Origin of the sequence: Deinococcus piscis (assembly GCF_014653275.1) — a bacterium.
Classification (GTDB): Bacteria; Deinococcota; Deinococci; order Deinococcales; family Deinococcaceae; genus Deinococcus; species Deinococcus piscis.
In genome coordinates, this window is the sequence record NZ_BNAL01000018.1 from 1 (window position 1) to 13,347 (window position 13,347).

Consider the following 13,347-nt stretch of genomic DNA (forward strand, 5'->3'; position numbering starts at 1 on the left):
CGCAAGTCATTCCCATACCCAGCCGCCCCAACACGTTTCATCCTCTTATTATGTCAAATGCTCTAGATGAGCAGACCAGAGGACAGCCCTTTGCCCTGTCTGGAACTTCGGCAGGCGGGTATCTGGCGCGGGGAGTCGCCGCCCAGCGGCCTCGGCAGGTGGCCGGGCTGATGCTCCGCGTGCCACGCGTAATCCAGAGTGGCAACCGCGTGATTTGCCGCCTGCACCGACACTTCGTCGGCCCAGCGAAGAGGCCGCTCTGGCCGAAAAGGAGCGGACGTTGGTGCAGCCCGCTTTGCAGGCCTGCGACACCGCTTTTTTAGACGCTATTCGGAATGACCCGTACCGCTACAGCTTGAGTCAGGTTCCAGAACAGCGCCCATTTTCTGGACCAACTTTGATTGTGACGGGCAGGCAGGATACCGTTACGGGCTACCGCGATAGCTGGACGCTGCTGGACCACTACCCCCGCGCTTCCTTCGCCGTGCTGGACCAGGCTGGGCACGAATGGCCGCTGCCTGAGGCAAGGCAGCAACACCTTTTTGCAGCGTTAGTCAGCGATTGGTTGGACCGCGTGGAGCAGGAACTGATACCGGTTTCTTGAGTTGTGATAGCCAGGGAGCAGCGGGACCGTACAGGCCAACTACCTCGGAAAACAATCGTCAAAATAAAGTTGAGTTCAGATTTCAAATGGCAGTTGCAGTAGGCGAATACTTCTGATAACCTCCCCCTCACGTTCAATGAGGTTTGAACTTGGTTCAACGGCTTCACCGCTCGCCAGCACGCCTTTTTCGGGCAGGTGAGCGCTCTTTTCAGTTCTCAGAATCCACTAAAGGAGTCTCTCCATGACCTACACCCGTTCCCTGCTGGCCGCCACCCTCGCCCTCTCACTCGCTGCCTGCGGACAGCCCCAGAGCAGTGCCCCTGCCCCCGCACCCGAAACCCCGTCGCAGGGCAGCGAAGTGATTGAAGGCGCCTATCTGGTGGGCTTCCAGCACAGCGACGACCTCTCGGCGCAGTCCTTGCAGCAGCAGGCGGCGCTCCAGGCGCAGACCATTGAAGCAGCGGGCGGCGTGTTGACCAGCCAGTGGGCTGACATCAGCGCCGCCGCTGTGCAGCTGAGCCCCGAAGCCCTGGCCCGGCTGCAAAGTAGCCCCCTGGTGGAATACATCGAGCCTGACCTGGTGCGCCGGGCGCTGGGCGGCCCCGCTGTCGGTCAGGCCAGGGACGGGGGGACCAGTGCTCCAGCAGCAAGCAGCGGCCTGAGCACCCAGGCGCTCTATACCGCCAGTGGCGAAACCACCTGGGGCGATGCAGCATTGGACGTGCCTACGCTCCGCAGTCAGGGCTACACCGGCCAGGGCGTAGCAGTCTGTATCGGGGACACTGGGATTGATGGCAACCACCCCGAATTTGCGCGCCGACTGAAGGGCTTTCGCAACTTCGTGACCACCGAGCCGAACCGCAACGACCCCTATCAGCTGAATGATGTGGGTCAGCACGGCACCCACGTGGCAGGCACGGTGTTCGCGCAGTATGGAGCGGGTACTGGCGCTCCTGGCCTGCTCGCTGGCATGGACCCAAATGGTGTGGGCGGCGTGGCGAGTGACGTGAACCTGTACATGGCCCGCGTGCTGGGCGACAGCGGCTCAGGCAGCAGCAGTGCGATCATCAACGGGCTGAACTGGTGCGCCTCGCAGCTCAAGTCGCAGGGCGGCACCGAGAACAAAGTGGTGGTCAACCTGTCACTGGGCGGCGGACGCAAGAGCCTGACCGAGCAGCGGGCCTACACCAGCGCCTTTAACAAGGGCGTGCTGACGGTGGCCGCCACGGGCAACGAAAGCACCGCTGTGTCCTATCCAGCCGCCTATGACAACGTGCTGGCCGTGGCCGCCGTGGACAGCGACCTGAAAAAAGCCGACTTCAGCAACTTCGGCAGCAGTGTGGACCTGGCTGGTCCCGGCGTGGCCGTGCTGAGCGCCGTGCCCCTGGGCAGCGGCAGCGCGGCCAGTGTGGTAAGCGGCGGCGTTGCTTATCCAGATGTCTCTGGTGCCGACAAGTCCGGGCAGGGCAGCGTCACTGGCACGCTGGTCCAGGCCGGCGGAACCAACAACGAGTTCTGTGGCGTAGGCACCCGCAACGCCGCACTACAGGGCAACATCGCCCTGATTGCACGCGGCACCTGCTCCTTTGAGGAAAAGGTGGCCAATGCGGCTGGCAGCGGAGCCACCGCCGTGATTATTTCCAACAACGTGGACGGCGCACTGGGCCTGAGCCTGACCAACAGCTACAGCATTCCGGTGGTGGGCGTGACGCAGGCCACCGGACAGAGCCTGACCGCTCAGAGCACCGCCACGGTCAGCGTGGGCAGTGCCGACTATGACAGCTGGAACGGCACCAGCATGGCGACCCCGCATGTGGCTGCCGCCGCCGCCGTGGTCTGGGCCGCCAAGCCGAGCCTGACCAACGCGCAACTGGAAACCCTGCTGAAAAACACCGCCCGCGACATTGATGCCGCTGGCAAAGACAACAACACCGGTTACGGACTGGTGCAGCCGCTGCGGGCCATTCAGAACTAAAGCGAGCAGGAAAGCAAGGCCCCCGGCGCAATTGGCTGGGGGCCTCCTTGCTCATGATCAATACTTGGGCCATGCCCCTTCTTCCCTACCTCCCAGCCCACTTCGCTGCCCTCTCGGCCCTCCAGTTGCCGCCCGCGCAGGAAAGCTTCACCGCTTACCCCGCAGACCTGATTCCTGCGGCGGAAGCCGACCCGGATAGCCTGGGCGTCAGCATTCTGGATGGGGAGGATGTGGTGGGGTATTTCGTCCTGTCAGCGGGGGCGCAGAGAGACAAGTACCTGCCCGCACCGGACCCGGCAGGTGTGGCGATCCGGGCGCTGAGCATTGACGAGCGCTGCCAGGGGCGCGGCATCGGTACGGCAGCAATGATGCAGGCGGCAGAGGTGGCCCGGCAGCATTTTCCGCAGGCCACCTATCTCTTTTTGGTGGTGAATCAGCGCAACGCGCATGCCCGGCGCGTGTACGACAAAGCAGGCTTTACCGACTGGTTCGTGCGGGACGGCGGCGAACACGGCCCGCAGTGGGTGCTGCGGCGCGAGTTGGACCAGGAAAAGAGGTAGCCCTTTGAAGACTTTGACTCTGCGCGAGCGGCTGTCAGCCGATGACCACACGGTCTGGCGCTGGCTGTACGGCGAAACAGACCCCCAATGGCGGCGCTGGGATGGGCCGTACTTTCTGGACAAGCCGCAGCCGGTCAGCTGGGAAGACTACTCACGGCGACTGGCAGAACACCCACCACAGCCTCAACCACACCGCCGAATCATCGCGCTGGACGGCGAGTGTATCGGCATGGTGACCCGCTCCGAGGAAGCCCCTGTGGGCGGGGGATGGTGGGAACTGGGAATGGTCATCTACGACCCAAAGCACTGGGGCGGCGGCCTGGGCAAGCAGGCCTTGCGTCTGTGGACCCAAGCCACCTTTGCTGAGGCGGACGCGCACGTTATTACGCTGACCACTTGGAGCGGCGATGAACGCATGGTCCGGGCCGCCGAACGCTGCGGCTACCGCGAGTGCGCCCGTATCCCAGAAGCGCGGCTGTGGCAGGGACAGCGGTGGGACAGTGTGCGACTGGCAGCACTGCGGCGCGAGTGGTCTTAAACCCGCGCCGCTGCTCCAGCCCTACTTTGCCAGCGTCCACCAGTCCAGGCGGTTGCCGTCGCGGATGAGCAGTCGTCCGTCAGGGGCGAAATCAGCTTCGGGACGAGGGGCAAAGTGGCCGCAGCCCATCAGCCGGGCGTAGCCGCCGCTCAGCTGCGCCGGGGTGTTCAGCGTGTGCCCAGCAGCGAGGTCAGCGAGCCGGTACCCGTACAAGAAACCGCCGCAGCCGTCGCCACTGCTTTCCGAGAGGAGTACGCGCTGCCCGTCAAAGGCAGCGATGCCCCACCCCGCGTATACGTCCTCCGGGTGAGCAACGGGCACGTTCAGCACCGGGCCACTTTTGCCGGTGCGGGCGTCCACGCGGGCAAAGCGGTTCACGGTGCCGCGTTCCTGGTTGGGCGGAATCTGCTCGGTAGACGCTGGGGTCAGCCCTGTGCCGACCAGCCATGCGCCATCGGGCGAGGGAACCGCGTACCGGACGCTGGCTTTTTCGGGCAAGTTCCAGAGCACCGTATTTGTCCCCCGCTCCCCTGCAACGAGGGGGCCTTTCTGTCCATTCTGAGGACGAATCACCACTTGCGACACCGGAAACTGCGTGCCCTGCGGCAAAGGGTAGGGGGTGCCGTCGGCCACGCGCCAGGCCTGCACCCCACCGTCACTCCACCAGCCCAGCGCGGCGCTCAGCACCAGACCATCAGGGCTGAAGGCCAGGTCGCTGACACGCTCGCGTGCCCGCCACTCGCGCAGCACGCGTCCAGAAGCGTCCAGCAGCCGCAGGGTGCGCCCATCATCTCCGCTCACCGCAGCAATGCGCGAGCCATCTGCGTTCACCGCCAGATGCTCCGGCACCTTTGGCCCCCGGTACAGGGTAATTAGCCGCCCCGGCTCATGCCGCACGATGCGCCCAAAACCGGCGCCGTCCTGCACCGCCAGCAGCGTGCGGCCACCGCTCAGGGGCACCGCGTCCCGCACCGCCGCACCCAGCGAGCGCACAAAGCTGCCATCGGCCACGCGGCGCACTTCAGGCACGCTGCCTTCACGCACCGTCACGAACAGGCGGCCATCCGGCGAAGGGGAAGCCCCGCGCAGATTGGCGTCCGCGCTCAGCGTCCAGACTGGTCCCTTACCGGGCGTGACCAGGGCCAGCAGCTGGCCGACGCGGGCTCCACCGCTGCCGTACTTGTCGCCCGTGTTGTACACGTTGGACGCGAGCAGCACCCGTTCGCCCACCCAGCCCAGCTGTGCGCCGGGATGCAGCAGCACATCTCCCAGCAGAGCCTGCTGAGGAGCCTGAACCGCGCCGTCCGCGTTCCATGTCCAAGTTAGCAGGGTGCCTTTCCCTCCGGAATAACTGTCCTTGCCACTCAGAAGCAGCAGAGCCAGCCGCCGCCCATCCGGACTGAGGCCCAGGCTGAACGAGGGCGGGCCACCCTCCGGCTTCAGAGACAGGCCGGCGGGGAGGCGGAGACGCTCGACCCGCTCGCCGCGCTGCCACTGCAATTCGCCACCTGCTGCCCAGGCCCGCACTGAGCCGTCCGGGGTGCAGACTCTGCTGCCCGTCATGCTCGGCGGGCAGTCTGGCTGCCGCGTTTCCTGACCGGTGCCGGTGTTGAGGCGGTAGCTGAGCTGCACAGGCTCACTACCCCGGTAGCCGCGTGCGGTGATGGACAAGCCCGAAGCCGTAGCCACGCCGCTGAGGGTGAGTTCAGCGTTCGGAAAGTCAGGCCGCGTGTCCGGCAGTGCCGCCGGGGGGGCCAGCCGCTGCCCGCGCAGCAAGGCTCCGTCCGAGACACGCCAACGCTTCAGCTCGCGGATCGTGTCAAGCGTCCAGACCGCAGTGCTGTCGGCGGACCAGGCGACGCCGCCCGACAACGGTCCCATCTCCTCACTGAGGCCAAAGCTGTCCGCCGCGTGGCCGGGAATGGGTGTGACGGCATTCAGCGTGGCCGCCGTAGCGGAGGGCAGCGCCAGCAGCAGGGCCGTCAGGAAGGTTCGCATAGGGTCATTCTGCGGCGGACAAGCTGACGCTGCCTTGGGAGATGCTCCGGGAGATGGGGACAACGCTGCTTGACCAGCTCTACCTATCCGCTATCCTCCGGGGCATGATAGACCTCGTCATCGAATACGACCCGCCCGCCGGGCTCCCCGCCGCCCTGGAACGCAGCCTGGCAGCGGTGATGCGGCACTTTGGGGTAGCGGACCGTGAGGTGACGGTGGTGCTGGTAGACGACCCCACCATTCAGGCACTCAAGCTGGAGCACTGGGGCGAGGACGCCGCCACCGACGTGCTGAGCTTCCCGGCGTGGGAACCGGGCGACCCGTTTGTGCCGCCTCACCTGGGCGACATCATCATCAGCCTGGATACGGCGGCGCGGCAGGCCGAGAGCCGGGGCCACAGCCTGACCCGCGAGGTGGCGCTGCTCGCCAGCCACGGCATGACCCACCTCGTCGGCCATGACCACCCCCACGCCGAGGGCCTGGGCTTCGAGGAAGGCGCGGCGGGCGAGGAGTGGCAGGTCTTTCACGGGGCGTGGGCTGCCGCCCAGAGCGCCCTGCCCGCAGATGTCTAAAAATGTCGGCTCGCCCCTGAGCCCCCGCCGCTGGCTCCGCTCCGCAGGCTACGCCTGGGCGGGCGTGCGGGCGGTGTACCGCAGCGAGGCCAACTTCCGCATCGAGGTCTGGGCGGCTGCGCTGGCACTGGGCCTGACCCTGGTGCTTGACGCACCGCTGGCCCCCATCCTGCTCACCTGCGCCCTGGTGCTGAGCCTGGAACTGCTCAACAGCGCCGTGGAAGCGGTGGTGGACCTGATCAGCCCGGACCCGCACCCGCTCGCCAAAGTGGCGAAGGACGCCGCCGCCGGGGCGGTGTACGTGGCGGCCTTTTTCGCGTTGCTGGTGGGCCTGAGCGTGCTGGGGCCGAGGCTGTGGGCGCTGGTCAGCGGCTAGGGTCTGGGCAAGCGGCTTCACCCGCCTCTGTCTGCACGGTATTCAGTCCCAACCGCTCCAGGGTGGGCAGACGGTAGCGGGCCGTACTCAGGGTATAAATTGCGGCATTTTTTTCAAGGCGGAAGCCGTCCTGCGCCGACACGCACAAGTCCGTGCGTCCGCGTCCGTTGAGCACCAGCCACCACTCCTGGATGCGCTGGGTGCTCCTGCCTGTCGCCGTCTGATACATGGCGCTCCTCATTCCGCCCGACAGGTTCCACAGCCGCAGCGTATTGGCCCCGGCTCCCAGCAGATATTCACCGTCCTGGGTCCAGAGCAGCCGCTCCACATTGCTGTTTTTTAGTTCCGTGACCTGAGCGCCGGGCCGCGCCAGATACACCCGGCAGCCGTGGTATTTGACTGCGTCCCAGCAAAAGCGCACCGCTGCGAAGTCGCTGCGCGGCGAGTACAGCGTTTCCTCATGCGCCCATAGACCCACGTCCATCCCCACTTTGTCAGCGTTGGTTGGACCAGTCACGGTGATGGCTTCGCTCCCCAGATGGACGATCTCAGTGGGCGTGGGCGGTGGAGAGGAGAACGTCATGCCCCCATTGTGAGGATGTGGGCTGACGCGGGCATGAGGGAGAGAGGACGGGCTGCACTCCCAACCCCGATGGCGGCCCCAGACCGCGAAATCCCCGTCTCTTTCGCTCTGCCCGGATTGGATGACCTGACGGGGCTTGCCACCAGAATTGGGCCAAAACGCTGCGGCTCAGCACCTCCTGGCCGCAGCTTTCCGCCCCCAAGATTAGTACTCCATTACCCGGCGGATCGCCTTCGCCACGCGGGTGGGCGTGGGCCGGTAGCTGTCCTCAATGGCCGTAAACGGCGGGTAGGGCGCGTCAAAGCCGGTCACGCGGACCACGGGAGCCAGCAGCGAATCAATCGCTTCTTCGGCAATGACGGCGGCCACTTCAGAATGAAAGCCAGCGGTGCGCGGGGCTTCGGTGACAATCACGGCGCGGCCTGTCTTGCGGACACTCTCCAAGACGGTGGCCGTGTCCAGCGGAGAGATGGTCCGCAGGTCAATGATTTCTGCACTGATTCCAGCTCCTGCGGCAGCTTCGGCGGCCCGGTCACACACTTCCACCATGCCGCCGTAGCAGATGATGGTCAGGTCGTCGCCTGCGCGGTGGATGCGGGCCTGGCCGATAGGCACGGTGTAGTAGCCGGGGTCCACTTCAGCCTTGAGGGAGCGGTACATCTTGATGCTCTCAAAGAAAAACACTGGGTCCGGGTCTGCAATGGCGGCCAGCAGCAGGCCCTTGGCATCCTGCGGATTGCTGGGAATCACCACCTTCACGCCCGGCACATGGGCGATGACCGCCTCGGGGCTGTCGGCGTGCTGCTCGGGGGTATGTACGCCGCCGCCATAGGGCGCACGCACGACCACCGGCAGCGTAAACCGGCTGCGGGTGCGGTGGCGGTAGCGGCCCAGGTGGCTCATGATCTGGTCCAGCGCGGGGTATAGAAAGCCCGCAAACTGCATCTCGGCCACGGGCTTCAGGCCCGCCAGGCCCATGCCGATGCCCAGGCCCATGATGCCCGCCTCGGCCAAAGGGGTGTCGAACACGCGCTCCACGCCGTGGCGGGCCTGCAGGCCGTCGGTGGCGCGAAACACGCCGCCCATCACGCCCACGTCTTCCCCGAAGATGTACACGTCGGGGTCGCGGGTCAGGGCCATATCCAGCGCTTCGTTGATGGCGGCCACCATCGTGATGGGCTTGCTGGCGTCACGCTGCGGCGCAGCAGCGAGCGTCTGTTTCTTGTCTCCAACGGCGGTCATGCTGAGTCCTCCTCCATAATTTCGGCGCGCTGCGCCCGCAGCTGCGGGGTGGGCTGGGCAAATACGTGGTCCACGATTTCGGCGGGCGTGGGGTCCGGCAGCGCGTCGGCGGCGGCCACCGCTTCTTCAAACTCGGCGCTGATTTCGTCCAGCATGGCGGCTTCGCCCTCCTCCGTCAGTGTGCCCTGAGCCAGCAGATACTCGCGCAGGCGCAGTACCGGGTCTTTGGTGTCCCAGCCAGCGGTCATCTCGTCGGTGCGGTAGCGCGTGGGGTCATCGGCCACCGTGTGCGGCTTGATGCGGAAAGTTACGGTTTCGATCAGGGTGGGGCCTTCGCCGCCCCGGGCACGCTCCACCGCCGCTTTGGTCACGGCGTACACCGCCAAAATGTCGTTGCCGTCCACCCGTAGGCCGGGCACGCCGTAGCCCTCGGCGCGGCGCGAGAGGTCGCGGGCGCGGGTCTGGGCAGCAGTGGGCACACTGATGGCCCAGCCGTTGTTCTGGAGGATAAAGACACACGGGGCATTCAGCGCTCCGGCGAAGTTCAGGCCCTCGTGGAAGTCGCCCTCACTGCTGCCGCCGTCCCCAATAAAGGCCATCGCCACATTGCGGGTGCCCCTTTTCCGCTCAGCCAGCGCCGCGCCCACCGCCTGCGGGTACTGGGTGGCAATCGGAATATAAAAAGGCGTGATTTTCAGGTCTTCGGGCATGTACCAGCCATGCGGGCTGGAGCGCCAGTAGGCCACCGTCTGCGCAATCGGCAGGCCATAGGTGAGCGCCGCGCCGGTGTCACGGTAGGTGGGAAAGAGCCAATCCTGCGTGGTCAGCGCCGCCGCCGTACCTGCCTGCGAGGCTTCCATGCCCCCGTAGGGCGGAAAGACGCCCATCTTGCCCTGGCGGTACAGCACCCAGGCCCGCTCGTCAAAGTGGCGAATGCGGCGCATCTGGCGGTACAGCCACAGCTGGGTTTCGGGGTCGGGCAGCGGCACATCTGGCAATGGTTGCTCGCCCGCATTCAGGGTGCCCTGCGGGGTAATGAACTGGAGCATGGGCACTTCCGGCTGCCCCTCGGCGGCGGGTTGGAGCACGGAAGCCGCCATGGCGGCCTGAGCGGCGGGCAGCGTCCCAGCGGACGCGGCCACCTCGGTACTGGTTTTGGACATAAGGAAGATGCCTCCTGTCGGCTCCGCGCAGGTTCGGCGCGGATAGGTGAGTGGCCCACGGCAGACACGCAGGACGGGACGCAGCCAGAGCCGCTGGGGGCAAAGGTCTGGTCCGGGCGCTAAAGCCGGAGAACTGGGCCTAGAAAAAGAAGATGCCTGCCCATCATAGAAGAAATGCTGCCGGGGAAAAATGTGCAGCCCCATGCAGAGGATGTTTCACGGACGGCGCGGTCAAGCGGGGAGCCCCAAGTAGACAGCACGCCTTTCAGAGCCAGGTCAGCTCCAGCCCGGATATACCGGGTATAAAGGCTCCACCTCGGCCCAAATGAGAACATGAAAATGGCCTTCCGCAAAGTTATCCACAGGCCAGGGTTTCACTGTGGATAACTCTATGCAGAGCGTCTGGAGAAGCAAATCCATGAGAACGGCGCGTGAAACACTGTCCCTGACGTCATTTATGAGTAGAGGAGCTTGATTCTGCAACCTACAGAATGGCCCCGTCGGGATGCACTGGCCCCCAATTTGGCGTCCCTGTGGATAACTTTGGGCCAGGCAGGCACCACAGTCTCGGCAAAGATGGACGTTTGCTAAAGGTCGCCCGGCGAGGGCAATCCCAGCTGTCCACGCAGCCAGCGGCCACCCTGCGCTATGTCGGCCAGAGGTGGCGGGGCCACTCGTTCCGACCAGGCCAGCGGCACCCGCGCCCGCGTATGCGAAGCCGTGCTCAGGTCTTCCAGGTTGCCGTGGTCGCTGGTAATCACAGCGGCTGCGCCGCCTGCCAGGAGGCCCGCCAGCAGCGCATCGACCCGGTGCAGGTACTCACGCCCTGCGGTCAGGGCCGCCGCCCGCCCCGGTTGGCCCCGCAGGTGACCGATGGCGTCGCTCAGCCACAGGTCCAGTATCACCAGGTCGTGTCCATGTGCCTGCGCTGCCCATGCCAGCCTCTCCCCCAGGCCGACCAAGGTGTCACACGATTGCTGAGGCGTCCAGGGTGCGCTGTAATCCAGCCCCAGCGTGGGCGGCACAGCGGGCAACTCCGGTGGGTTGAGCGGTAGCCCCGCCCTCAGCACCGAGTAGGGAAAGCAGCCGTGGCGGGGCCGACCACGCTCCGCATACCGCTCCTGCGCCGCGAAGTAGCCGGGCGGGTAGAGGTTCGCGAGGGCTGCTCGCCCGCCCGCCCGTATAAGCCCCACCGGCAAGGCCGCCTGGTCCAGCAGCCGGCGCAGCGTCGGCCCCGGCTGTGGCCCGAAGTGCTCCCCCATGTACGCTACGGCGTCCTGGCCTGTCAGCCAGCAGCTTTGCCCAGTGGCCGACTGCGGCAGGCCTGGCACGCCTAGCGTGGCGTCCAGCGCCAGCCCAGCGTCAATCAAGGGGCGCAGGATGGGCAGTTCGGTGTCCCACACCGAGTCCGGCGGGGCATCCAGCGGGTGCCCTACCCCGTCAAGGGCCAACCAGATCAGGGGGGAACGGGTCACTGAGCCGCAGGCGGCACCGCTGGCAGCGCCCGCTTGTGCGCCGAGCGGCGAAAATACCCTTCCAGCTTCGCGGCCACTTCAGCGTCCACCGCTTTGCCTTCCAGATAGTCGTCTATGTCGCGGTAGCGCAGGCCCAGGGCCACTTCATCGGGCAGGGCCGGGCGGTCCTCTTCCAGGTCGGCGGTGGGCACCTTTTCCCAGGTGGACGCGGGCGCACCCAGCTCGCGCAGCAGCGCCGCGCCCTGGCGCTTGTTCAGGCCGTTCAGCGGCATCAGGTCAGCCGCGCCGTCTCCGAACTTGGTAAAAAATCCGGTGATGGCCTCGGCGGCGTGGTCGGTGCCCACCACCAGCAAGCCCAGCTGCCCGGCCACGGTGTACTGGGCAATCATGCGCTGACGGGCTTTGATGTTGCCCTTGGTAAAGTCCCCGATGGGGTCACCCGCCCCCGCCCCAGCCGCGTGCAGCGCCGCCTCGCAGGCCGCTTCCATCGCGTCGGTGGCGGGCTTGATGTTCACTGTCAGCCGCACATCGGGGCGGATAAAGTCCAGAGCGGTCTGGGCGTCGGCTTCATCGAACTGCACGCCGTAGGGCAGGCGCATGGCGTAGAACTGCGCTTCCCCGCCCTCTGCCCGTACCCGCTCGCAGGCCAGCTGGCACAGGCGGCCCGCCAGCGTAGAGTCCTGCCCCCCGCTGATGCCCAGCACCAGCCCTTTTGCGCCCGACTCCCGCAGGTACTGGGCCAAAAAGGCTGTGCGGCGCTCGATTTCGTCGGCAGGGACGACGTCAGGCTGCGCCTCCAGCTCGTGAATGATGCGGCGCTGCATGTCGCTGGTGTGAGAAGCGTCGTGGGTCATGCAGGCATTGTAGGCGGGCCCGGCGGCCTTCCCCCTACAATGCGCTGCATGGGCCTCCTCGAAATCGTCACTGCCCTGGTCGTCGTTACGGCGCTGGCGTCGCTGCTGAATGTCTGGTATTTCCGGTTGCCTTCGTCTATCGGCGTCACGGTGGTCGGCCTGCTGTTCAGCCTGCTCATGCTGGGCCTGGTGGCAGCGGGCGTCCCCGCGGCACGTGAAGCGGTGGATGTTCTGCGCACCGTGGATTTCGACGAATTCGTCTTTGAGGGCGTGCTGTCCTTTTTGCTGTTTGCCGGAGCGATGGGCCTCAACTCGCATGCGCTGTGGCGGCTGCGCGGCCCGGTGCTGACCTTCGCGCTGCTGTCTACGGTGCTGTCTACCTTCTTGGTGGGGGGATTGGTCTACGGCCTGCTCAGCCTGTTCGGCCTGCACCTGCCGCTGCTGCTGTGCCTGCTGTTCGGGGCGCTGATCTCCCCCACCGACCCGGTGGCGGTCCTGGCCCTCCTCAAGCAAGCCAAAGTCCCCGAGAAAATGGAAACGGTGGTGGCGGGCGAATCGCTGTTCAACGACGGCGTGGGCGTGGTGCTGTTCAGCATCCTGGCGGGGCTGGCGGCAGCGACTGGGGCACACGCTGGGCACGGACCAGAGCTGAGCGCGGCTGGGGTGCTGAGCTTCTTTGGGCAAGAAGCGCTGGGCGGGCTGGCCCTGGGCGCAGCGCTCGGCTACCTGGGCTGGCTGGGCCTGAAGTCACAGCACGACTTCACCACCGAAGTGCTCGTCTCGCTGGCGATTGTCATGACCTGCACGGCGCTGGGAGGGCACCTGCACGTTTCGGCTCCGCTGGCTGCGGTGGCCGCCGGGTTGCTGGTGGGGTCGCTCACCGACCGGCAACCCGGCGCACTCAGCTCGCGTGAGCGCTTTGACGCCTTTTGGCACCTGATCGACGAACTGCTCAACGTGTTTCTGTTTTTTATGCTGGCGCTGGAAATCGTGGTGCTTAACTTCAGCCCGCAGGCGCTGACGCTGGGGGTGCTTGCCATTCCCCTGGTGCTGCTCTCGCGGGCCATCAGCGTGCAGCTGCCTTACGCCCTGCTGCAACGCGCTGCCCAGTTCACGCCCTTTACGCGGCGCGTGCTGATCTGGGGCGGGATGCGCGGGGCCATCAGCGTGGCGCTGGCCTTTACCCTGCCCGCCAGCGAAGGCCGCGACCTCTTCTTGGTCATGACCTACTGCGTGGTGATCTTTTCTATCGTGGTGCAGGGGCTGACCATGAGCGGCCTGGCGCGGCGGGCCGCTGAAGCTGGCGGCCCGGTGGCGGAGCGCCCTTCACACTGATCTGGCGTCTGAGGCCCCTGACCAGAGGAAAATACGGCGCTCCCCACGACACGCCACATGAGGACTGCGTCA

Annotated in this window: 13 protein-coding genes; 7 read left to right on the top strand and 6 right to left on the bottom strand. The window is 66.1% G+C overall.

All coding sequences use genetic code 11. The features are described 5' to 3' along the window. The first annotated feature begins 214 nt into the window (after positions 1 to 214). The 4 genes from IE158_RS07830 to IE158_RS07845 all read left to right on the top strand — a co-directional run bounded on the left by IE158_RS07830 (position 215) and on the right by IE158_RS07845 (position 3,677). Positions 215 to 604: an alpha/beta fold hydrolase gene (locus IE158_RS07830; RefSeq protein ID WP_189643109.1), complete on the top strand. Its 390-nt coding sequence runs from the start codon at positions 215 to 217 to the stop codon at positions 602 to 604. A gap of 241 nt (positions 605 to 845) precedes the next feature. Continuing rightward, positions 846 to 2,579 carry a S8 family serine peptidase gene (locus IE158_RS07835; RefSeq protein ID WP_189643110.1) on the top strand — a complete coding sequence of 578 codons (1,734 nt, stop codon included), beginning with the start codon at positions 846 to 848 and terminating at the stop codon, positions 2,577 to 2,579. 71 nt (positions 2,580 to 2,650) lie between these two features. Then, entirely contained in the window at positions 2,651 to 3,139 is a 489-nt protein-coding gene (locus IE158_RS07840; protein WP_189643111.1) for a GNAT family N-acetyltransferase, read from the top strand. A 4-nt stretch (positions 3,140 to 3,143) separates the two neighbouring features. After that, positions 3,144 to 3,677, top strand: coding sequence for a GNAT family N-acetyltransferase (locus IE158_RS07845; RefSeq protein WP_229838992.1), 534 nt, complete (start codon positions 3,144 to 3,146; stop codon positions 3,675 to 3,677). 21 nt (positions 3,678 to 3,698) lie between these two features. On the opposite strand, the gene IE158_RS07850 is transcribed toward IE158_RS07845, so the two are convergent. Then, complete coding sequence (locus IE158_RS07850) at positions 3,699 to 5,675, bottom strand: WD40 repeat domain-containing protein (protein WP_189643113.1); 1,977 nt, start codon at positions 5,673 to 5,675, stop codon at positions 3,699 to 3,701. A 104-nt stretch (positions 5,676 to 5,779) separates the two neighbouring features. Here IE158_RS07850 and ybeY point away from each other — a divergent pair, with 104 nt between their 5' ends. Both ybeY and IE158_RS07860 read left to right on the top strand, forming a co-directional pair. Further along, positions 5,780 to 6,247: an rRNA maturation RNase YbeY gene (gene ybeY / locus IE158_RS07855; protein WP_189643114.1), complete on the top strand. Its 468-nt coding sequence runs from the start codon at positions 5,780 to 5,782 to the stop codon at positions 6,245 to 6,247. Then, a complete protein-coding gene (locus IE158_RS07860; RefSeq protein ID WP_189643115.1) occupies positions 6,240 to 6,623 on the top strand; it encodes a diacylglycerol kinase in 384 nt (127 codons plus the stop codon). The genes ybeY and IE158_RS07860 overlap by 8 nt, the downstream gene beginning before the upstream one ends. Here the strand turns inward: IE158_RS07860 and IE158_RS07865 are convergent. The 5 genes from IE158_RS07865 to nadE all read right to left on the bottom strand — a co-directional run bounded on the left by IE158_RS07865 (position 6,613) and on the right by nadE (position 11,940). Continuing rightward, complete coding sequence (locus IE158_RS07865; protein WP_189643116.1) at positions 6,613 to 7,206, bottom strand: hypothetical protein; 594 nt, start codon at positions 7,204 to 7,206, stop codon at positions 6,613 to 6,615. The two genes, IE158_RS07860 and IE158_RS07865, sit on opposite strands and share 11 nt — an antisense overlap. A gap of 204 nt (positions 7,207 to 7,410) precedes the next feature. After that, positions 7,411 to 8,448: an alpha-ketoacid dehydrogenase subunit beta gene (locus tag IE158_RS07870; RefSeq protein WP_189643117.1), complete on the bottom strand. Its 1,038-nt coding sequence runs from the start codon at positions 8,446 to 8,448 to the stop codon at positions 7,411 to 7,413. Next, on the bottom strand, positions 8,445 to 9,611 hold the full coding sequence (gene pdhA / locus IE158_RS07875) for a pyruvate dehydrogenase (acetyl-transferring) E1 component subunit alpha (RefSeq protein ID WP_189643118.1): 1,167 nt from the start codon (positions 9,609 to 9,611) through the stop codon (positions 8,445 to 8,447). The genes IE158_RS07870 and pdhA overlap by 4 nt, the downstream gene beginning before the upstream one ends. A 587-nt stretch (positions 9,612 to 10,198) precedes the next feature. Further along, entirely contained in the window at positions 10,199 to 11,086 is an 888-nt protein-coding gene (locus IE158_RS07880; RefSeq protein ID WP_189643119.1) for an alkaline phosphatase family protein, read from the bottom strand. After that, the gene (gene nadE / locus IE158_RS07885; RefSeq protein WP_229838993.1) at positions 11,083 to 11,940 is read right to left on the bottom strand and encodes an NAD(+) synthase; all 858 of its coding nucleotides are present in this window, start codon (positions 11,938 to 11,940) and stop codon (positions 11,083 to 11,085) included. The genes IE158_RS07880 and nadE overlap by 4 nt, the downstream gene beginning before the upstream one ends. Before the next feature lie 48 nt (positions 11,941 to 11,988). Here nadE and IE158_RS07890 point away from each other — a divergent pair, with 48 nt between their 5' ends. Then, on the top strand, positions 11,989 to 13,275 hold the full coding sequence (locus IE158_RS07890) for a cation:proton antiporter (protein ID WP_229838994.1): 1,287 nt from the start codon (positions 11,989 to 11,991) through the stop codon (positions 13,273 to 13,275). Positions 13,276 to 13,347 lie beyond the last annotated feature (72 nt).